General features: G+C 53.5%; 20 protein-coding genes and 1 pseudogene. 4 read left to right on the forward strand and 17 right to left on the reverse strand.

The genetic code is table 11. From position 1 onward, the window contains the following. Positions 1-103 precede the first annotated feature (103 nt). The 4 genes from ACODTO_RS07710 to ACODTO_RS07725 all read right to left on the reverse strand — a co-directional run bounded on the left by ACODTO_RS07710 (position 104) and on the right by ACODTO_RS07725 (position 4,871). Positions 104-586 (reverse strand): STY4534 family ICE replication protein, encoded by a 483-nt coding sequence (locus ACODTO_RS07710; RefSeq protein WP_055129591.1) that lies wholly within the window; start codon positions 584-586, stop codon positions 104-106. Positions 587-722: 136 nt separating this feature from the next. Next, positions 723-1,130, reverse strand: coding sequence for a hypothetical protein (locus ACODTO_RS07715; protein WP_489106204.1), 408 nt, complete (start codon positions 1,128-1,130; stop codon positions 723-725). 836 nt (positions 1,131-1,966) lie between these two features. Beyond that, the gene (locus ACODTO_RS07720; RefSeq protein ID WP_489106205.1) at positions 1,967-3,982 is read right to left on the reverse strand and encodes a DNA topoisomerase III; all 2,016 of its coding nucleotides are present in this window, start codon (positions 3,980-3,982) and stop codon (positions 1,967-1,969) included. Between the two features lie 271 nt (positions 3,983-4,253). Beyond that, positions 4,254-4,871: a LysE family translocator gene (locus ACODTO_RS07725; protein WP_489106206.1), complete on the reverse strand. Its 618-nt coding sequence runs from the start codon at positions 4,869-4,871 to the stop codon at positions 4,254-4,256. A gap of 141 nt (positions 4,872-5,012) precedes the next feature. Between ACODTO_RS07725 and ACODTO_RS07730 the strand changes: the two genes are divergently transcribed. After that, on the forward strand, positions 5,013-5,468 hold the full coding sequence (locus tag ACODTO_RS07730; RefSeq protein WP_489106207.1) for an Lrp/AsnC family transcriptional regulator: 456 nt from the start codon (positions 5,013-5,015) through the stop codon (positions 5,466-5,468). Positions 5,469-5,614: 146 nt separating this feature from the next. Here ACODTO_RS07730 and ACODTO_RS07735 read toward each other — a convergent pair whose 3' ends face one another. From ACODTO_RS07735 to ACODTO_RS07795, 13 genes and pseudogenes are all read right to left on the reverse strand, one after another. After that, a complete protein-coding gene (locus ACODTO_RS07735; protein ID WP_489106208.1) occupies positions 5,615-5,854 on the reverse strand; it encodes a hypothetical protein in 240 nt (79 codons plus the stop codon). A 381-nt stretch (positions 5,855-6,235) separates the two neighbouring features. Beyond that, positions 6,236-6,628 (reverse strand): single-stranded DNA-binding protein, encoded by a 393-nt coding sequence (locus tag ACODTO_RS07740; protein WP_489106209.1) that lies wholly within the window; start codon positions 6,626-6,628, stop codon positions 6,236-6,238. A 12-nt stretch (positions 6,629-6,640) separates the two neighbouring features. Beyond that, positions 6,641-7,141 carry a DUF3158 family protein gene (locus ACODTO_RS07745; protein ID WP_489106210.1) on the reverse strand — a complete coding sequence of 167 codons (501 nt, stop codon included), beginning with the start codon at positions 7,139-7,141 and terminating at the stop codon, positions 6,641-6,643. Next, positions 7,141-7,932 (reverse strand): PFL_4669 family integrating conjugative element protein, encoded by a 792-nt coding sequence (locus tag ACODTO_RS07750; RefSeq protein WP_139650110.1) that lies wholly within the window; start codon positions 7,930-7,932, stop codon positions 7,141-7,143. The genes ACODTO_RS07745 and ACODTO_RS07750 overlap by 1 nt, the downstream gene beginning before the upstream one ends. A 147-nt stretch (positions 7,933-8,079) precedes the next feature. Then, the gene (locus tag ACODTO_RS07755; protein WP_489106211.1) at positions 8,080-9,225 is read right to left on the reverse strand and encodes an STY4528 family pathogenicity island replication protein; all 1,146 of its coding nucleotides are present in this window, start codon (positions 9,223-9,225) and stop codon (positions 8,080-8,082) included. A 4-nt stretch (positions 9,226-9,229) separates the two neighbouring features. Continuing rightward, positions 9,230-9,790, reverse strand: a complete 561-nt coding sequence (locus ACODTO_RS07760) for a DUF2857 domain-containing protein (protein WP_139650106.1) — start codon at positions 9,788-9,790, stop codon at positions 9,230-9,232. Further along, complete coding sequence (locus ACODTO_RS07765) at positions 9,787-11,406, reverse strand: ParB family protein (protein WP_489106212.1); 1,620 nt, start codon at positions 11,404-11,406, stop codon at positions 9,787-9,789. Before ACODTO_RS07765 ends, ACODTO_RS07760 begins: the two co-directional genes overlap by 4 nt. Then, the gene (locus ACODTO_RS07770) at positions 11,366-11,590 is read right to left on the reverse strand and encodes an AlpA family phage regulatory protein (protein ID WP_373682525.1); all 225 of its coding nucleotides are present in this window, start codon (positions 11,588-11,590) and stop codon (positions 11,366-11,368) included. The genes ACODTO_RS07765 and ACODTO_RS07770 overlap by 41 nt, the downstream gene beginning before the upstream one ends. Before the next feature lie 90 nt (positions 11,591-11,680). Continuing rightward, entirely contained in the window at positions 11,681-12,292 is a 612-nt protein-coding gene (locus ACODTO_RS07775) for a hypothetical protein (protein ID WP_489106213.1), read from the reverse strand. A gap of 220 nt (positions 12,293-12,512) precedes the next feature. Beyond that, positions 12,513-13,436, reverse strand: coding sequence for a LysR family transcriptional regulator (locus tag ACODTO_RS07780; RefSeq protein ID WP_489106214.1), 924 nt, complete (start codon positions 13,434-13,436; stop codon positions 12,513-12,515). Between the two features lie 579 nt (positions 13,437-14,015). Next, positions 14,016-14,418, reverse strand: a pseudogene (locus tag ACODTO_RS07785) (transposase); the annotation flags it as partial. A 75-nt stretch (positions 14,419-14,493) separates the two neighbouring features. After that, on the reverse strand, positions 14,494-15,420 hold the full coding sequence (locus tag ACODTO_RS07790; RefSeq protein WP_489106215.1) for an HNH endonuclease family protein: 927 nt from the start codon (positions 15,418-15,420) through the stop codon (positions 14,494-14,496). A 1-nt stretch (position 15,421) separates the two neighbouring features. Continuing rightward, positions 15,422-16,909: an AAA family ATPase gene (locus ACODTO_RS07795; protein WP_489106216.1), complete on the reverse strand. Its 1,488-nt coding sequence runs from the start codon at positions 16,907-16,909 to the stop codon at positions 15,422-15,424. Positions 16,910-17,757: 848 nt separating this feature from the next. Between ACODTO_RS07795 and ACODTO_RS07800 the strand changes: the two genes are divergently transcribed. The 3 genes from ACODTO_RS07800 to ACODTO_RS07810 all read left to right on the forward strand — a co-directional run bounded on the left by ACODTO_RS07800 (position 17,758) and on the right by ACODTO_RS07810 (position 21,045). Continuing rightward, entirely contained in the window at positions 17,758-18,543 is a 786-nt protein-coding gene (locus ACODTO_RS07800; protein WP_489106217.1) for a GIY-YIG nuclease family protein, read from the forward strand. A 434-nt stretch (positions 18,544-18,977) separates the two neighbouring features. Further along, on the forward strand, positions 18,978-19,805 hold the full coding sequence (locus ACODTO_RS07805) for a hypothetical protein (RefSeq protein WP_489106218.1): 828 nt from the start codon (positions 18,978-18,980) through the stop codon (positions 19,803-19,805). Between the two features lie 154 nt (positions 19,806-19,959). Next, complete coding sequence (locus ACODTO_RS07810) at positions 19,960-21,045, forward strand: methyltransferase (RefSeq protein WP_489106219.1); 1,086 nt, start codon at positions 19,960-19,962, stop codon at positions 21,043-21,045. Positions 21,046-21,332 lie beyond the last annotated feature (287 nt).

The following is a 21,332-nucleotide window of genomic DNA, read 5'->3' on the forward strand; positions in this document are numbered from 1 at the left end:
ACACCCACCTCGGGCGTCATCGCTCACGAGGAGGGTGGGAATAGTCAAACGTCGAAAGTGAACGACGATTAGGAAAAACCAAGACCCGTTGCCGGATCTGAAATCAGAAGGGAGCCCCTTCGCTTGGGCTCTGGGATTGCGCAACTGCAGTCGGTGCTGGTGCTCCAGGCGCCGGACTGTCTTGATTCGTCGGCTCGCGCTTGTACACCAGCGTTCCGTCGACCTTGATCCAGTTCAGTAGAAGCAGGCGGGCTTTGAAACTGACTCCCATTTGCCCCTGGTTTATGCCTTTGGAGTAAGTGAAGGTGTCCACCCAGGGATCTCCAAGGCGAAAACCGACCAAGACCTTGCGTTCCAATTCGACAACCTTGGCGAGACGACGAACGAGATGTTGTGCGTCTTCGCCAGTGACTCGGACGTCAAAGCGCCGGTACTCCGCGCAGTCAGTCGGACCATTGAGCGCTGCAATGTCGCACGCCAAAAACGATTCACCTTTCTTGAGCTTCACTTCGCGAATGCGATTGAGATAACCCAGTCCAGTGATATGAAGATCGAAGTACTCGACTTCAGAAAACGTGTTGCTCATGAGATGCCTCCGGAGCTGAAAGAGCAGTGGGAGGCACCACACCCGATGGGGACGGTTGCCCCCTATGGGTGAATAGTCAGATGATGCGACAGGGAAACAACGCTTGTGGCGTGTCCCGGTGTTTAGAGGAGGCTGGTTACCAGCCGTGGTAGTGCATGATCAGTGAGGCGATGACGTCACGCTGCCCAGGCACTAAAAGCCCGAGATCAGCCAGGCCTTTTACACCCGCCTGCTTGAGCAGGTGGCAGCCTTTGTTGGTGTCATGGAAGCTCACCATCGCAGCCAGAAAAATTCGCTCATGATTACTCAAAACCTCAAAGTTCTTGTCGATCATGCGCATGATGGGCCTCAGATCCCATCTGCAACTGGCTTTGTTGAAACCAGCTATGGATCCATCGCCAAAGTAGGTGTGGCCAGCCAAGGCGACACCTTGTTTCCAGGCAAAGAAGAAAGCGGCTGCGGTGTTATCTGCCGCGGCAGGTAGATGATCAGTGCGCGTGGTTCGGGACAGGGAGGAAAGCTGTGCAAGCGTAGAGTTTTTCATCGTGGTGACTCCTTGGATCAAGTGATGTGTGATGTTCGGACGAACTCGCACGAGGAAGTGAAGGGCATCAACGTCATTTAAGACGCACGTCCGCGAAAGCGATGCTGAGCGAACTGGGAGGGTCAACGTGAACCATTCACGCCGCAGCCTTGAAGACCTTCGCTGCCTGGGCAACCACCGATCCGTGATCGGCGATGCGTGAACCAAGGATGGTTTTTGAGTATCCACTTGTCAGCGATCAATACCTTCATGCTCTGTACCGCATTTCGAGAGTGCGCTGGACAGGCGCTTAACGATCCATGTCGGACAGGCATCGTTTGCTTTCCAATGGCTCGTAACGGGGCTGTCAGCGTTCACGTCGTTACACTTGTCTCATGGGCTTGTCTTTCCCCTGGTGCGCGCTCAAACGCCTGACGATATAGGTCAAGTGCGGCGCATAAATGGGGGAGGAACAGAGGCGCCGAAGATGTGACCTTCGGCTTGAATCAAGAAGCCACCCGTGGGTTGTGTAAGTGTCTGGTAGTCGTCATAACCAGACCCATCACAGCCATTCACCCGACCCGTCTCGTGGCTTGGGTCGGTATCGTGAGGCACACATCCGCGTACAAAAGGAGCCCGTTGTTAACCGGCGGGTGCCGGTACCGATTACGTCCACCCCGAAAGGTCTCCTTGATCGTCCTTTCAGGGCGATCAGGAGACCCTTCGGCTTGGCTTTGTTCCACAGTAACTTGGTGCTGCAACACCATTAGGAGTATGTGTTCCTTCACGTGACCGGTTGTTGACCGGACGAGACGCGCACGCTGTTACAGAAGGAGAAGCGTGCTTGGGCGAGTCGCTCAATAACCTGGTGGCTTCGAGCGACTTGGCTTTCTGCGGTGTTTGGTACTCGATGCTGCGGCAGCAACGGGAAGGGCACCGCGACAATCAGGGTACCGGGTACATGACCAGAAAGTACGGTGTTTGCCATGCTGTTGACGCATGGGGGCGCCACATAGCGGGCAGGTTGGGCCACCTGGAATGTGCATTGACAGGGTCTTGGTCCGGTAATGCTCAACCAACTGAGTGACCCAGGCACTTTGTTTAGCGAGAAAACTGTCCAACGTTATGTGGCCGGATTCAATTTGATCGAATGCCTGTTCCCAAATGGCGGTAGTGGCCGGATCCGCAATAGCGGGTGGAACCGAGTCGATCAACGTGAATGCCGCTTCAGAGGCATGTACAGATTTACCCTTTGTGTACAGATAACCGCGGCTGAGCAACCCACTGATAATATTGGCCCGTGTCGCTTCAGTCCCGATACCCGTAGCGTCCTTGAGCGCCTGCTTGAGTCTGGGATCGGTCACCAGTCTGGCAACTCCTTTCATGGCCTTGATCAGTTCACCTTGGGTATACGCTTTGGGGGCTTGCGTCTTGAGGGACTTCAGCGTCACCTGCTGTACATCACAGCCAGTACCTTCCTCCAGGACGGGCAGTAACTGGCTACGTTGCGAAGCCTCATCTTCATCAGCGCTAAGATCACTTTGCAGCACCTGATGCCAACCTGGCTCAATGATCCGCTTGCCTTTGGCCTTCAACACCCAGCCTCCGCAGTCGAATCGCGCAACGGTACGGTCATATTCGTGATGCGGGAAAAATTGAGCCAGATAATGGGCCCGAATTAATGCGTAGACGGCGCGTTCGTCCTGGCTTAGCGCATCCAGCGCAAAGGGCTCCAGCGTCGGGATGACGCCGTGATGCGCTGTGATCTGAGCATCGTTCCAGGCACGTGAACGCAGATTGCGGTCGACGGACCGCACCAGCGACTCCACGCAGGGATCGCTGATGATCAGCGCGTCCAGTACAGCTTGCGCCTCATCCCGCATGTTTTCGGGTAGATAGCCTGAGTCGGTACGAGGATAAGTGCAGGCTTTATGGGTTTCATAAAGTGATTGAGCTATGTCCAGGGTTTGCTGCACGCCAAACCCTAAGCGTCGAGAGCAAACCTCTTGCAAGGTACTCAAGTCGAAGGGTAACGGCGCAGCCTCTCGAATACGAAGCGTTTCAACGTCCAGTACATGCGCAACGCTTGCCTGTTTGAGATGCTGTAACGCCTGCTGCGCTACCGCCTGACGTATGCAATGACCCGCGGTATCGATCGCAGTGTCTGGCGCCACCCACTGCGCTGTAAAAGGTTGCCCGGCAAGAGAGAGGTGCACTTCGATAACCCAGTGAGCGACGGGCGTAAATCTTTCGATCTCCCGATCACGATCGACCACCAACCGTAACGTCGGTGTCTGAACTCGCCCGACCGACAGCACTCCGTTGTGACCGCACTGCCGACCGAGGAGGGTGAACAGGCGGCTCATATTCATGCCAATCAGCCAATCGGCTCGAGAGCGGGCGAGGGCAGAGTGATACAAGCGCTGAGTCTGCTCTGCCGGCCGTAGCTGGGCCAGTGCTTTGCGAATAGAAGCCTCGTTGAGTGCCGACAACCAAAGTCTCTGAATAGCACCTTGGTACCGGCACAGCTCAAGCACCTCGCGGGCAATCATTTCACCTTCACGATCGGCGTCGGTTGCGATGACCAGTTCAGTGGCAACGGCCAATAGTTGTTTGACGATTTTGTACTGCGCAGAGGTGTTTGTTTTAACGCTGACCTGCCAGGTAGTTGGGATGATCGGCAAGTGGTCCAGCGACCAGCGTTTGAAGCGTTCGTCATAGGCTTCTGGTGGTGCCGCTTCGACCAGATGTCCAATGCACCAGGTCACACTGACGCCTGCACCCTTGAAGCAGCCATTGGCTTGTTGATGGGCACCGAGCACCCGGGCAATGTCTTTGCCCTGAGAGGGTTTTTCACACAGAAAGAGTCGCATGGCGTGACCGGCAAAGGAGTTGAGGGGCTCAGGAAGATGCGCCGGCGGAGCCTGTTGATGCGAGCGTCAAAGCGATTTGCGCGGAAGGCGTATTGTCCGTCAGTGGATAGGCATAACCAGTAGCGAAACGTGAGTACAGTGATATCTGCTTCGACTGATTCGTCATGTGCCGCCGGCTGAAACAGAATGGACATCAGGGACAGAGCCATCCGTCCATTACGGTGACTACCCTAGGGTTCGTTATTTTGTTCTGGCATGTGGTTTCTGGTTATCAAGCGGCCAGCCGCTCAGCAGCGAGGATGATCGCAATTACGATCATTGCGGCACCAGAGATCCGACTAACATTGAGAGCTGCACCAGGCCGTGAGGTGAGCACTGCCTGGGCGCCATATCCCACCGCCAGATAGACAACGCCACAACTGAAAGCATGGATCAATCCGAGTGCCAGAATCTGAGCTCCAACCGGCCAGGCGGCAGTTGAGTCAGTGAACTGAGGCAGCAAAGCAAGGAACAGCATCAAAACTTTAGGGTTTAGACCGCTCACACAAAGTCCTTTGAGCGCCCACGTCATCCAGCCTCCTTCATCAGCGGCGTTCCCTTGAGTGGGCATCGAGGGCTTCAGCAGCATATTGAGGCCAAGCCATAAGAGATAAGCAGCCCCCATCAGAGTAAGCGTCAGCAACGCATAGGGTATCTTCACCAGCACGCCACCCACACCCGCCGCTACGATAAGCGTGGCCAGAATATGGCCAGATAGCATGCCCGACACTGCAGGCACCACGGTACGGCCTCGCAATCCAGCGGAAATGGCGTAGGCCCAGTCGGCCCCGGGCGTGATCACAAATAGAAACGATACGGCCCAGAAGGCCATCATCAAAGAAGCGCTCATAATCAATTTTTCCTTTCTCACCTATCCAATACGGCACTTAACGGCCCTGGAATAAACTGTGGGAGAAGGATAAAGAATGCCTCATGGTATTATCTTGCAAAGTTACTCATTATGTGCGCCAGCAATAGAAGGTTTTTCGAAATGGATCGTATCGACAAGAGGATTCTTGCGCAGCTGCAAGTGGATGGTCGTCAGTCACTCACAGACCTGGCTGAGCGCGTCGGGCTAAGTTTGTCACCCTGCCATCGGCGCGTTCGAGCCTTGGAAGATGCAGGCGTGATCAAAGGGTACCGCGCCCACCTCTCTGCACCCGAGTTAGGGCTCAATTTCTCTTCGCTTGTGTTCGTGACGCTACGAGAAGGGCACCAGCAAGCCGTAGCGGATTTCGAGAGTGCTCTACCGGGCATCCCCTACATCGTCCAAGCGCAACGACTGTTTGGTGATCCCGATTACCTGCTCATAGTAGTAACCGCAGATCTTCCGGCTTTTCAGAAGCTCTACGATGAGGAGCTATCGAGGTTACCAAATGTGCAGCGGTTGACCTCGACGTTAGTAATGAAGCACGTCATCACAGATCGCCCGTTACCTTTGGTGTGAAACTCTCGAAATTTCGGTTGCATCAAGCTGATGTTGACTGGGTGCTGACTGAAGGCCTGGCAATTTGCAGCTCAGTCATGAGGACGGATAAAAAAACCACCTGTGATGAACAGGTGGTTTCAACGAGCATCAGTGAATGAACAGGATCACTGGATGAATTTCATTGCAGCAATGAGAACGCCGACCACGGCTGACAGCATGACACCCATACGGACTGTGAGCTTAACCTCAAGTTGAGCTAACTCCGCACGTAGTACGGCTACATCTGCTTTGGTTGCAAGTGATGTTTGCAAGTCAAACTCCAACGCGTCGATTACTGCATGGGCTTTGGGCTCGGGCACGTTGATCGCGATCAGTGCCTGGTACAGAGCCAGTTCCATTTTCATTAAGGCCTCCTAAAAAATTAAGGGCCTTGTCCCACGACGGGAAAGGCCCGTCGTGGGTGAGAAAATCTGTGTTTCTATCGACCTTAGGTCGACTGACTGCGCTACCGAAACGATGCAGTCATTGGGCTGGATCCTGCGAAACATCGCAGCGCCGTATGAAAGGATCCTTACGGCTGGCATGTAGCTGAACACGTCAGCAAGACACCTGTGTAAATTGCTTCGCTGGGGGGCTGCTGTCAACCTACTAAGCGGTTACGGAGTGTTTCCTAAGGTTGTCGCTCAGTGTTTTTTGTGGCCCTGTTTCCACTGTCTTGTGTATGGGCATGTCATTCACTAGATCATCGTTTTTGGCTTGATAAGTAGCCGCCCTCAAACATCGTATTAGTGATCGTCACTATCGGCTGAAGCCGGTTTGCCACCGAGCTGCACTCGCTCGATGCGATAGGGCAGAATACCCACGCGTCGAGCCTCGATCTTGAAGGTGACCCGGGTGTTCTCGTCCGCATCCGACCATTCCTCCTTCACCGAGCGACCTTCGACCATCACCCGCATGCCTTTCTGGTACAACGTGCTCCAACGTTCCGCGTCGCGATGCCAGATCTCGACCGGAGCCCAAAAGCCTCCTCGATCTTCATAGCCGTCTTTGATGGGAACCGGGTTGTCGAAGTAAACGTTAAGCCGTAGCAGTCGACGTGGCTCGTCATTACGGTTGTTGAACTCCCGAAACTCGGGAACCGATCCGATGTTGCCTTCACCAAAAAAATGAGTACTCATAAAAGGGCTCGCTCAAGTAAGGGCGCGCTGCATAACGCAGCGTTGATAGATCTCTTCGGCGTATGCCATTTTGATCGCGCAGTCATTGGCCTGACGGGCCAGGGTATGGACCAGGCCGATTTGCATGTTCAGCACGATCCTCTGTTGCTCCAGGGCGTAAAGGTCGTCAATCACCAGGTTGGGCGTGGCCTCGTTTTCGATGCATTGCTGCCACAATGAAACTCCCATCGCTGTGCGGTCCGGGCTGCGCCAACGCAGAAACGTTGTCCCGGCCCCGCTGCTGTGCGGAGTCAGTTGGGCTGCCAGCAGATTGAATGGATAGCGCCGGGCTTGCGTCAGAATTCGCCCCTGCGCCAACGTCTTCAACTCGTCGCGCAGCGCAATGCATTCGCTGGCCCAATCCTCCAAACACCCCTTACCTTTAAAAGGCTTAAAAAGGCCTTTTAGGTAGGCTGTGTGTTGCAGTTGCTCAAAGTCCGATTGGGCCAGTGGTGTGAAGTAATGAAGGGCCATTACCGATCCTCCTCTTCAGACTGTGGATGCCTGGGAGCTGCCTCGTCATCGTCAGGTGAATCAGGACCGTCGACGGCAGCGTCGGCGCTGTCATTGTCCTTATGCTCCGAGTCATGGATCGCCAGCCGACGGGCCAGGGGCGCAGCGAAGCGTGAGCGACACGTGCCTTCCAGGACATCTTTGGAAACATCACCAAATCGGGTTTTGGCGAGGGCAGCAGCAGGGGTGTTGGTCTCAAAGTCCACACGTTTTGTGCCGGAGGGTTTGAATTGCTGAGCCAGGCTGAAAAGGCTTCGCAGGGCATGTGCTCCCTCGTTCAGCCAACGCTCCAAGGTGGTTCGATCAATCAGCGCGGTGTGATGGGCCAGAATCAAGCGGCGTGCGATGTCGTCATAATCGGCCAGCAGGAACACCGCCATAAAACCCAGTTGAGCATTGACGAACAAAGGCAGTTTGACGGGCTGTACGTTGAGGTTTTCGCCTAGGCTCAAAGCGGGAGGTACTTCTGATAACGCCAGGTCGACCTTTTCACGTAGGGCATTGAGGGTGGCTTTGGTGCTGTTGAGCTTGTCTTCGATTTTTACCATCCAGGCGTCAGCGTAGGGGTCATCCAGCTCTGAACTACGTTTCATCTTGTTCATCACGGCAATGAAGCCGTTGAGCCCGATGATGGTGGGGCGACCCTGTGAGGCGTCTCGGCCATGCCAGATACGGGAGGCCTGATGGGTATGAAGTGTCAACTGCATGCTGCTACGCAGGGTTCCGAGGTTCAATTGCAGATCGTTCGCCATAAGAGCTCTCTCAAATCGTGGGGGAGGGCTCAGCTTTAAGGCATGGTAAAGAGCTGTCAGCGAACAATGCGCAAGCCGTTCAAGCCTGATTACCCACCAGGAGATGTTTTTCCGCTATCCCCTGGGGATAGCCCGGACAATGGCGGGTTACCGGTCCCTGAGCAGGCCCTTGAGTTCATCCAAATAAGAGTGGGCGACGGCAGGATCGCGCTCAGCTTTAGGTGACTGCTTGGGCTTAGTCTGTGAGCAGACGGGTTCGGTTGAATTGTCCTTGGCCGCCCAGACGGTGAAATGACCTTGCATGGCTTTCTGCAAGATGCCGAACAGGTAACCAGCAGGATTGCGTATATGAGCGTCCCGACAACGGGTTGCCCATTCATCCACGACGGCCTGTCGCATCGGTGCAGGCAGTTGCATCAAGGCAACTTTCGCGCCGGCTTGCTGCGCGGGTGTGAGTGATGCAAAGCGAGAGGGAAGGGCCAATTCTGATTCATCCGGCAAGCGCTCCCTAGTACGTTGTACTTCTAACGCTTTTGTACTTAACGTACTCGCTGACTTCGGTTGCCGAAGACCGTGGGACTGCGCGGCCCTTGGCCCTGATTCGGATTCCGAAGACGGGGCCGCTTCTTTCCGAAGAGCCTGCACAGCCCGCTCTTCGGATGCAGACACAGGCTTGAGATCGCCGGTCTGTTGTTCCTGCAAGCGAGCAGCAAGAACCTGCAAATGGCTTGGTAGCAGCCGTGTTTGCACACTGGGGTCATGACTGATTTCCTCCAGCACGACCAATCCAACACGTTGGATCCCCTTATTGGCGTGCTTGAGTGTTTGGCTGACCAAAAGCATATATTCAGGGTCGATCTGCATGGCCTCAAAGGGCGTCAGAGGCCGATCATGTAGCACATATAAATTTCCCAGTACTCGTCCTGTACGTGTGTCCCGACGTCGACGCGCCAGGCTCAGCCAACGCGTCAACCGCAGTTGCTTTAGTATCTTGGCCACCGTTTCGTGAGAGGCCTGCGCACCACAAGGCACAGACGCCAAGTGACGTCGCAGCGTTTCGTACGTGGGAAACGCGGTGACCCCATCGTCGTTGAGTAGCATTCGGAAGACTTGCCAGGCATTGCGTTCGAGTGGGGTCAGGCGATCATCCAACAGCAATGAGCGGGGGACCGTCTCATGGCGATTGCCGCTGAATAAGAAACCGTCTCCGTTACCTTGAGTGCTTTGTGAGCGCAAACTCTTCAGCGCAGTATCGAGTACTGAGGTAAGTGGTGACGGGCCTGAAGTTTTCACGGTACTAGACCAACCCTTGATCGATCCAGCCTTTGACCGCTGCCCAGATCACGGAGGCTGGTAATGAAAGCTCCTCAGCCAGATCAAGCGCCAAATCCAATAGCGCTCTGTCATCGCTCACGCGAATTTTTCGGGCCTTGAACCGAGGATGCCAACGTTCCCAGAGCATTATGTCCTGGGCCTCGCTAAGCACGTGGTGTCGACCTTTACGTTTGGGCAACCCCAGTATGTTTCGGCGTAATGCTATTTCTTGATGACTGAGGCCATAGAGGGAGCTGACCATGTCCGTGCTGGCCCCCAGGCGCAGCATCCGGTCGATGTCAGCGATTTCCTGGGTCGCGTCCTTCACCTGACCCAGGATCTTGTGGAGCACACCTCGGTTTACCTGAACGGTGCACCACGGTACGCGAGCGTTGACGAGGATGCTGATCAAGGAGGGCTCCTTGAGCACGGCCAGGTCTTCGTCGGCGAATCCCATCGTCTTGCAGCGTCGGAGTTGACCGTTACGTAAATCGTGCAAAGCCTGCGCAATGACGGCTTGATTTATCGGATGAGGTATTGTCATTGGGCCTCCCTGGAATGCACATCGCCTTCGCTGTTGAGCGCTGTCTTGAGATCAATCAAACGCCGGGCCAAGCGAATCAAGCGAAACAGTCGGATCAGATCGTCGTCGCTCAATCGGTTAGCCTGTGTTTCGGGTTGTGTGGTCCCCAACAGCAGCGGGCCGATGTCTAGCGGAACGTTTGTGGATGTAGAAGGGGACGTCAGCGTTTCCAGTAGAGCGAGTAAGGTCAACGGTGCTGAGGATTCGGGCTCGACTGATTTCAGGCTGCAACGAAATCCGATGCCCTCCTCGATTTCGGTAATAACATCGGCCTTGGCAACGTTCTGACAAATCTCTCGCGCAAATTGACTGATATGAATGCGCAGGCGCCGTGGTTCATCTAGTGAAGGATCAATGCTCCAGATATCTGAGATTGGAAACAGGCTGCCCTGAGAAAAGGGCAAGGCATCCGTAGGCAGTGACGGTTCGTCTCCAGCGTGCTTAGCCACCAGCGCTTGAATGGACTGCAGGCGATTAACGTCGACTGAACCATCAGACTTGCCGTTTTCGTCTTCACTGGGTGCAGGTCGCCTACCAGATGAAGAGGGGACTGAACTGTCGCGCTGAGTCACGCCAAGCGGTTCTGCGGGATGTTTCTTTGGCATTGGTGATAAGGATTCTCCAGGCACACGGTTCAATGCCTGGGCTCGTTGTTCTCCAACCTGGCAGGCCAAAGTAAGCGAGTCGTAATCGATGCCAAGAACGTGCGCCATCTGGCCTATGATCTCGTCTTGAGCGCGCTCAAAGGAAAACTCGGCGGCCGCACCATCAAAGGAGATCAGAACCTCTTGAAACAGGGATTCGAAGTCGATGCCGAGGTCCTTATCTTTGGCGTGCTCGTCCCAAAGTTTGAGGCATGTACGGCGTAAAACGGCGAGGCGTTCCACTTGATGCCGTCCCAATCCGCCATACAGAACATTCGGAATCGCCGGCAGAAGGTAGCGAACAGCATCACGCATGCGGCTGATATGGGATTGTTGGATGGGGTAGCCGTCCGCGGTCAATCGCCGTGACAATTCCGATTGCGAAAGCGTAGCGCCACACTCCAGCTCATAGAGTTCACGGGCTTTCTCAACGCCAAGGGCACGTTCGATGAACGTCAGTCCGCCCCGCAATTCATTCTCAGCCAGATGCCCTGTCAGGGCGAGGATCTCGCCACGACTTGGCCAAGGGCGAAACATGCAGGTCAGGCGAAAGAATTGCTCGTCCTTTGTTTCAGCCCAAAGCTCACGAAGGATCGACAATCGAGTGTTGCCACCGTTGCGAATTCGAAAGTGAAGTTCGCCTGGTCGCCGGGTAATGGGTGGTGGCGCATCCAGCCCCCGCAGCAGGATAGAAGCCTTGATCTCATCGTACTTGGGGTTGCGCGTTACCCGTGGGTCCAGATCGTAAGGCTTCAAGCAGTTCAAGGTGACGATCATGGGCGTATCGGTTTGTGGATCATCCTGAGGCAGTGATGCTGTTTGATCTCGAGGCCCGTTTGAAGCATTCACTGACGTTTCGGATTGAGTAGGAAAAGTTGTTACCACGCGCACATCACTCCTCAGTCTCGATCTTCCAAACGATCGGCAATCCATTGATCAACCTCTGCGGAATCCCAACTACCGCTCGAACGCCGATGCGGATGGGCTTGGGAAATTTGCTCAGGTTCATTAGGTGATAGAGGTAGGAACGCTTGAGTCCGGTTTTCTGCTCAACTTTCGGCCGGCGCAATATACGGCGTTCCTGGTGAGGTGGAGGCAGATCACTTTGCAACATCATGCTGGACATTCCTTGGCGCTTGTTCGCGCTTGTTAGGGAGAGTTAGCGGTTGAGCTAGGGGCAGGTAAAGCACCACCCTCGAGGAGCCGGTTAGGATTGAGCGCAGAGATGGCGCCTGGCTTTCTCGAACGTCGTTCGCAGCGCGGGCTCACAGATTCCAGCGCGGTTTCCGTGATAGGCGATCAGGGTGTGGATGACCGAATCCAGTGAGTGGAACGTCGAATAGCGAGCGCCGCTGCAGGTTTGGCCCAACATCAATGTCAGTAGGCTGCCGATGATGTTCAGATGAATGGCTTCGGCCGTGTACGGCATGACCCGCGTATCCTGCAGATCAATTTCATGCTGTCGTCGATCCCGATCAAACAGAAACATGGGCTTCTGATCAGGGTAGGCCCAGGACATCCAATACTTGAGATCGTCATGACGAATGATCAGGTACGGCGTTTTCGCCAGCACAGAGTCGTCGTAGATGGTGCCGTGTGCCCATGAGGGCAGTTCTTGGCGACGTAGTGCGAGGTAAAGGCGTTGAACGTTCAGCGTGAGCAGGGGCCACTGTGCAAGTGCTTCTGGCGTTGGAGTTGACATCAACGCTGCCAGCTTGAACACATGGGCTTCTTGTTCAAGCAAGTCACTCCATCGGATCGCTGCTTCCAGCGGGCTGTAGTAATCCTTTGTGCCAACGAGCTGATCATGTTGAATCATGAGTCGTTCCATAGATGCAAGGTCCGTCTATGGAACGGCAGATGCTAGGGGCTGCGAAAGACTCAATGCGTCATGGTTGGTACCCGTTTAGTTTGTTGACCGCCTCAGACTTCTGAGGTCAGGGCTCAGATGACCGAGACGGTCGCGGGCACCGCTTTTTACCTAGGATCTACAAGTGTTTATGAGTAAAACGTATGGTTTTACCCGTCTGGATTAAGACCTAAACTGTCACTTCGCTTTGCGTCGTGAGCCGCCTGTCTGGGCTGTCCATCTCGGAGATTCTGGTAATAAATCGTTGCAGCTGTTCGCTGGGCGTGTTTTGAGTGCGTAGCAGATAGCTGGTCAGCGGCGGAGGGTTACCTGATAAAGGGCGGGTGACGACTTCATTACTTTGACATAGGGCCATCTGTGCTTCGCAGGTCAACCCAATGCCGTAGCCCGCGGCAATTAGAGAAATCATCACTTCGTGACTCGAAACCCTTTCTGCGACGCTGATTGAGACACCAGTCTGACGAAGCAAACTCGTAATCTGCTCGTTCAATCCGGTATGCGTTTTGGGATGAAACAACACCAATGGAAAACGCAATGCCTCCAGCAACGGTATCTCCTTGAACGCCAGTAGAGGGTGGCGAGCAGGTACGACGATGGCCAGCGGCGTGTGCCATATTGGTTGAGCCGAAAAACCTGGACCTGTTTGATTGGAGCGTGCGAAACCGACATCGAAAAGGTCCTCGCACAGCCCCTTGAGTTGCTCAGCGAGCGAGACTTCGTAAAGACGTATTTCTACTTCAGGTTCCTCAGATCGGCAGCGTGCCAAAATTGAGGATAGCCGCTGGGGCAACACACCATCAGACAACGCAACGCGGATTGAACCTCGGTAGCCCGCCGCTGCGGCCTGTACGTTGCTGCGCGCTTGCTCGACCGCCTGGAAGATTCGTTTCACATCCGCGGCTAATACCTCTCCAGGCCAAGTCAGCCGAGTTCCTCTGGAGTTTCTATCAAACAGCCGGGCGCCTAGCGTTGTTTCGAGTTCCTTGATGGTTCTTGAGAGAGGGGATTGTTCGATGTGTAATCGCTCCGCGGCCCGCGCGAAGTGAAGCTCTTCTGCTACGGCCATGAAGCCGCGTAGATGGCGAAGTTCCACTAGATTTCCTTATCGATTGCCCTGCAATGGGCACACAGCTAGGGCAGTACAGATTTTGATGCGTCGTTACATCACATCGTATGAGCACAGGCCAGCTCAATTTGCGACCAACAGGCTCCTCTGCTGGAAGTCATATGACTCAAACATGTAGTGCTCCTCACTTTTACCTAGCTTGCACGGGCATAGCCACAAGGGCCTGTGATCTCCTGTCGATGCAATATTTAGTTAATGTCTCCTTTGGGGCAATAGTGACGAAAGCCATTATATGATGCGAGTTGTTACAGGTAGACCTGATTGCCAAGTTGTGCGAAGTGCAATGTAGCCGCGTACATTATTCGATTCATATAATTTGAAATATATTGATCGGGTCTGATCCTAGACTCAATACTCGCGGTCGACCCGCTTCCCGCGCACATGCTGGCCCATGGCGAACATGCCCGGCCTGTACTTCAGCTTTTCACTGACGTCCTCGCCGATCCGCTGGAGCGGGACCTGGAGAATGTCTGACGGGAAGGAACGGCCGTACTCTGTAGCAGGGCCAAACAGACCGCTTGGCGATGCCTACTCACAGTGGGGTGCAATTTCGCTGACCAACCTCACTGGTCGTCCCTCGGCAACCAAGGGTGAGTGCGCAATCCATTTTCGCGATAGGGCGCTCTCCACAGCCTTATCAAGGCTTAAATCTCCATCGTCTTCTTGTCCAACATTCGCTGCAATTCGCGAGTTTGCTTGAGCGCATCGCTCAGCTCCGACACCGGTACCACGGCCTCACCAGCACTAACCGCTGACAGGCTTCCGTCTTGGGGAGCTTGCGCCCCTGGAACAGTTGTTCGGCATTGGTGCCGATGCGGCTGGTCAATACGGCCACGCTCTGCCCGGGTCCTAAACTCTCGCGAACCATGGTTAGCTTCTGGTCGGTACTACAGCGGCGCCGGTGCTCCTGGCCGAGCAGTTCGCCACCCTTGTCGCGCTGTACTAACATGCCTGTCTACCTAGCCCGTACTAATTGGGGAACAGTGTCCTGTCTCTCGGTGGAGGGCTCGTTCATGCAGTCTTGCTACTCACTCCAACCCAGATCATAAAGATCGCGCTTTATTGCACCAAGCCATTCATTTTTGTAATTGGAGCGGGAGAAATTTAGTGCAGTTTCGGGAGTGAGTGACCATTTGCCCCCTGGAAAGACTGAAGCATTTATTTCATCAAGCCGGCCTTGGCTGTACACCAACAGCGCCTCAACGAAACGAAAGAGTTCAAGTTCGGAAATAGCGAGTCGCTCTCTTGCTAAAAAGGTTTCAACTGAGCTTCTAGCTTTTTCATACAGCGGATCATTGGCGAGTGGTAACTTGACGCTTATCTGAGGCATTGGCGAAGTCGATGCGCTCGCTCGATGTGCAATGTAGGATACGATGTCGAAATCGTACGAGATAGCTTCCAGATCTTCGTAGGGGTGAAGGTGCCTGCGCGTGAAGAAATTTTCTTTGCCCTTGAGTGAGCTATTGCACGTATGGCAACTCGGAACCAAGTTGTACAGCGACAAAGCCAAGTAAGGGTACTCACTCTTCGGATAAAAGTGATCAAGGGTTGGACGCAGCGAACTGGTTTTATGATCCCTATAAATTGTTACAGCCAAACTTTGTTGGCAGTACGGGCACATCCGATAGGATGAAGACATGCAAAGTTGATAGGCGCTCCAAGGTCTACTGCTTTTTGTCGCAAAGCGACCATAGTCAAAAAGCTTTTCGCAAGCGGCATCGAAGTGTTTTCGCTGTGCATCGCTAGCGGTTGACTTGAACGACTCCACATCTTCAATGATTTCTCTGAGCTTAGCCGGTCGCGAGATGGCCAAGCTGGCTCCATGTCTGCCAAGTAGCTTAGCCAACAAGGCACTTTGAGGCGGCAACGCTTGTGCGAGGATCGCTTTCAAGAAAGCTTCATGGGTAGCTTCGACAGAGCTGGACCAAATGTCCGAAATATTAATATGCATATCAGTCCTTGCGCTCCAGCAACCCCAGCTCGACCAATCTTCCTTTTATCTGCCGCCGAATGATGGGATCACCGATCATTTCAATGCATTTGAGCGGGACTGAAATACCATTAGAAACATCGTCCACTATTTTTTTAATTACATTTGCCGCGAAGGTTCCCATTGTGCCGGTCTGGCCAACCTCACGCACCACAGTATCAAGAGGGGCCCCAAAGGCCTCGGAGGGCCTGCGGGGCTTTGTGTCCCCGGCCAAGTCCTCGAACCAGCTGTTCCCATCGAGTATGAAGGTGCACTCCCGTGGAAAGTCCGACATGAGGACTGGCGAGTGAGTGGCGACAATGACCTGGACAGTTTTGAACTTTTGCTTGAGCAGTGCTGCAGTCTTGTCAAGATAGTCTATGTAACGTTGCTGCCACGCCAGGTGAAGGAACGCGTCACCCTCATCAATCATCAGCACCAGATTTGTATAGGGAGCCTCTTTGAGAAGAGCGTTACAAGCTATCTCGATGCTTGAAAACTGATGTATCAAAGCGGCTGCGCCAGAGCTCAGTTCTGTGAGGCTCAGCGTACCAAGCGTACCAAGCTCCAAGGATTTTAATCGCTCATGCTGATCGTCATCAATGTAATAAACATTCTTTTTTAACTGCTCATCCCCCACAATAGCAGCAATTTTCCGAAATTTTTCCAGCGCTTCATCATAGCGTTGCCTAAAGACGGAGAGTTTTTGGGGTAGCTTATGGCTCGTTGAAAACCCGAGGGCGTTCAAGATCTGAAGTTCAGCGGTGCTACCTTGCATACGCCCTTTACGGACATGCTCGTATGCTCGAATTTTCAGTGAAAACTCCGCCCCTACTCTTAATTTCATTTCCTTACCGAAAGCCTGGATGATTTCGGAGCGAAGCCTACTGGCACCGTGAAAAGTCTCCCAATCGATAGAACCGTCGTCGCGCCTAGCTATGTGATCAATTTCTTTATATCTTTTGATAAACGGGGCCGGCCATGTATCGATGACTCCTTTGGAAGGGCTTCCTAACTGCCTCAACAGATCGCCAACTTCAACCTCAGACATCCTTGGTAAATTAAGCACTTTCCGTGCTTCAAGCCCAAACGCGAGCTTTAGCTGATCAATGACTTCTTTATGCTCAGAGGTTAGCGGCTTCTCAGTACTTGAGAGACTGGTTTTAATGGCTCGATATTGATGCCCCTGCTTTGAAATTGGCAGATGATAAGGAGCAGAGGTGTAGTATACGGCGCACGTTGATTTATGAATCTCTTCAGAAACCCAAGTGATACTTGCGGCGCCATTGGCAGGCTTTTTTCCAGATAGTGCCGATACCAATCCCATCATTGCGCGCGTTTTGCCGCTACCGTTGGGGCCTACCAAAAGCGTCATCGAATCAGCAGCAAACAGTGGTTGCTCAGTCGAGCCGATAAGAGGCGACTCTACTAAAGGTATCGAAAAACCGTCATTGTGAAAGGCTGTAATCAAGTGAGTTCCCTTGGCCGAATGATTGATATTGCCTACTAAGAAAGGTCGCTCAGGTCTGAGCATTTTTGCGGGTAAGAATAACTTAGTGATGGTGTTCTGCCCACAAAACAACATTCTGATGCAATCGCAAGCGTTTCGAACAGGCTATGGGCTTCGTTGTTCATGCCCTCAATGTTCAGAGGAGCAGGGAGGCGCCGCGCCCTGGATGACATAGGCACCCCTAGACAGTTCCGCATTTGCCCGGCTGTCGGTGGAGTAGGCCATCACTGGCCTCGGAAACCAGTTCGAATGACCGACTGCGTGCTTCCGCATCGTAAATACGGGCGTCCATAATGATTTCGTCGGCCTGGGTTTTGTCGAAGAACGATCTGATCCATTGACTCCCGTCAGCCTTTGTCTCGGATGTGGTGTAGTGCAAAGCGTCCCGTAGCGTGTGCTTGTCTATGTCGGCTGGAGCAGTCGAGGCTTGCCACCGTACAGCGCGTTCATCCATTAGCGATACGAAATGGCAATAAACTGCACCTCATGCTTGATGTCCTCGAATTGGCATTCAAATGCGCGAGTGGGCAGATGGAGCTCCTGATTATTACCCTGGAGTCGATTGTCGAGCGCATACTGAGCATGTTTGGATGAGCTGAATGCTCGCTTCACGGAGCACGGCGTCGGCTACGCTTTGGTGGAAGACGAAATTATCCGCGTGAATTCCGAAGTCGTGCATACGGAAGTGGTAAAGCCCGGGACTTACGCCCCCTTGGACCGCACGGAAGTGGAAGTCGAAAGCGTGGTTGACGGTGGGCCTTCTCATCTGGAGGATCTGCGGTCAGAAGTGACTGTTAGAGAGAGCAACCATGGATTGGAAGCTAGAACGATGCACCCGCCACCTTTACGTATTGGAGCTGGAGAACGGCAAGTTTTACGTTGGCCAAGCGAAGGATCCTGATCGGCGTATTCGTAAGCATTTCAACGGTAGCGGCTCCGAATGGACACGTCTGCATGCTCCAGTGAAGGAGCTGATGCGCGAGAGCCTGCAAGACGTCGACTACCGAGCTGCGGAGCTAGCAGAGAATGAGCTCGTGCTGAAGCTGATGCGGCAGTATGGATTTCACAACGTCCGCGGAGGGTTCTTTGCAAATACCAGTGTTGAGCATGTTGAGAAAAACCTGGTCAGCCATGGCCACGGTTGTGTTGTGAGTGCCGGCCTGGCCAACCTCGTCGACCCGCCAGTGGTTGAGGCCGTTCATAGGCTATCGACACAGCCCCCGGGTCAATTCCCAGAAGCATCTTCAACGTCTAGGCATGTGCTGAGTGGAGCGGAGTATGGCTTATTCGTTCTCAAGCTAGAGGGCGGGTACTATTTTGTAGGTTATAGCACCAAACCAGATGTCCGAATCAACCGGCACTTCGCAGGGAAGGGCGCAGATTGGACATCGCTGCACAGACCGATTGAGGTGCTTAGCAAACGATCCCTCGGGTTCCTGACCGAGTCACAGGCCGCCACTAAGGCCACGGATGCAACCGTCGCTCTGATGCGATTGTTTGGCTGGGAAAAGGTGCGCGGAGGCATTTGGAGGTCGGTCGACGAGGAGGTGACATTCAAGCAGCTTCGCCTGTCTGACTATACTTTCAATCCGTAGGCGAATGATGAGGTCTTGGAAAGATAGCTCTGATTTGTGCCACTGCGGAGAGAGGCAGTTCAGTGAAAGGCGGTTTGCGGCTGCTCTTTCAGCTCCAATAGGTAAGGAATGAGATTCGCTAATGAGCAGCGCCAGGAGTACAAATGTACTCCAGCGATGACTGAGCCTGTAAATCACTGATCTAGCACCAGTAGCTCAAGGAGACTGCATGTATAAGAACGTCACCTATTCAGTCCGTGAGCTGTTCGACCGAGCTTGGTGTAAGCGAAGGGAGCAGCAGCACTTACCGCCATCCGCACCAACGGATGTCTCTTTGAGCGAGGCGTAGATGATACTATTTTGCAATTATTCCAGCGCGCCGCACAGCATATGATTCATGTGGTGACGAGGTCGCTCAATAATGACCTTCAAACCTCTGCGAAATGGAGTTCGATGTGCCACAAAAAAAGATGATTTATCTTGATTACAATCTCTTCGAGAGCTACCGGCAAGATGATATCCCAGGCTTGCGAGCGGCTGTTGACGCGATCAAAGACAAGTACATCCTGCCTTACAGCCCGGCCCACATGGAAGACCTCGCTTCATCTCTGATGTGGAAGGAGCACAGCGAGGAGGAGCTCAGGATCCTTTTAGATCGTAGTGAGGATCGGCTGCAGAACGTAATCAATATTTCTAAAATGGTTGAGTTACTGCCTGCTCCGGATCATCAGCCAACGTATGTCGACCGAGAACATCCAGGAGAATGCCTAATCCGTGTTCTGAGGCATTTCGATCGTAATGAGTTCCTCGAAGTCCGTGAGCATAATTTGCTCAAAGGAATGAAAGAGAATGATGTGGGCGGTAAGCGTGCCTCGAAAATCTCCAACCTTCCAGTAAGTTTCCTGTCAACCCCTGATTTCGATACTGCGATATTGGAGAGGTATGCTGCAGAGCACGCGCTCCTGTTGAAAAAAAAGGAAGCGGGGCTGGAAAACCTTAAATGGCCAGAGATTTCTAAATCACATGAGGTACTGGAGCACGTGTTTGAGGTGTTGATGAATTATCTGGAGGAGATCAGGTTTAGACCTGAAGACGTTAAACTATCTCGTTCTCGGATGCATGACGTTACTCATTCGATCTATGCGACCAAAGCCGACTATTTCATCACTGGCGATGACCGCTTTTACCACAAGGTAAGAGCCGTCTACGACTATCTAGGCGTGCCGACAAAAGTCTTGTCGAGGGATGAGTTTCTTCAGTTGGGTGGGCTGAGCTTCGAGTAAAGCGGATGAGGCATCTGCACCCGACTCTACCTACCGCACCGGCATCAAAGATTGCAAGCGGGGGAACGTAGGCACCCGGGCCATGCAAGCAATGTCGCTGGCTCCTGGCTCCATAAGGGGCTTAGAAGACACCTTTTTTACCATGGAGCCTCAAATGAGTGTTCTATCCCGCTTCGGAGAATCGGCTCCTTGCGAAATGCAACTGGTGAGCTTTTACCTGAGCCGAGATCGCGTCCTCGCGTTTTTGCGCGGTCAGCGGCTTCCCTCAGAAATCACGATGGCGCTCAGAGGACACGATGTCTTGATGGCTTCGGCCATTCTGTCGAATGAACTTGGCGCCTATGTGATGCAGGCAATTGCTTCGGGTGCTATCAAGTCGCTCGATCAGCTTGAGCGGGACGGCCAGCTTATAGAGGGAGTTCCGTTTATCCATTACGGCCCGGTGTTGGGAAAGGGATTCTCATGGGCCAACAAAACACCGGCTCTCAGTCTCACAGGTAAGCTCGATTACGCGCTGCAGGAGAAGAAACTCGTGATCAACTTCTCCAAGAGTGGGCTCATAAACGACACCGCATTCTCGCGTATGCAAGGTCTGACCAAACTGTTCATTTTTGGGCATGTCACTCGGATCGATGGTTCGTCCATTCATGCAGTACCGTTTGTCATTGGCGACTTGATCACGACAGCGCCGTCGTTCCCGGTTCCGATCTTCTCCACCTTAGAGCTTCGTCCGCAGGACATTCAGCAGTTTGCCAGTATCGATGGATCCTGGATTCCCTCAGCGGCAGAGTACAGGAAGCTTAAGCACGTTCCTGAGCAGACGATCAAGAAACTCATCTGCAATCTGTTGGAAGAGCCCGAGGTGCCCGCTGATTGGGGAGGTGAGGAAAGCGATGTACTATCGGGTAATTTAATCGTCAGAGGCCAGCGCCACTTGGGGGCATTTCTACTGAAAGGGCCAGCTCGATTTCATGAGATGAAACCATCTGACCTGGGTAAGAATGCCGACCAGCTCTACCGACTTTTCAACATTCCCGCTCAGGTGTACGTGATCCAGCATTGCCATAAAATCGGGGCTGCTGTGCGTAAACAGGCAATTGCCCTCGCGTTTATGCAAAACCTCACAGTGCCTTGCCGTGTTTGTTTTATAGATGGCGTCACGACTATACAACTGCTTCACGCCAATGGAATGTGGCCACCGCTTGGCTTTACTCCTGCTCACTGCCATGGCCGTGGGTGAAGCGCCATATCTGACTGCACGCTCAGGGCGTAGCTCATACGCGCTTGAGCGTGTAATCAAGTGGATGGGCTCGACCATGCTGGGCCATTTACGATCGGATTGACATCAGGTGCTGGGTTACTGAACAAATGCTTCGAGCAACCAGCGATGAATCGGGGAGGGCAGCGATCCATTGAGGGCATTTGGCAAATTCTCGATGCCTCCTGGTAACCGCTCGCCATTGCAATGCAATGGCTGGGCGCCGATCTGTGGTAGTGCAAATAGAATTTGAGTTCCCCCTCAAGCCT

The organism is Pseudomonas sp. FG13 (assembly GCF_057809755.1).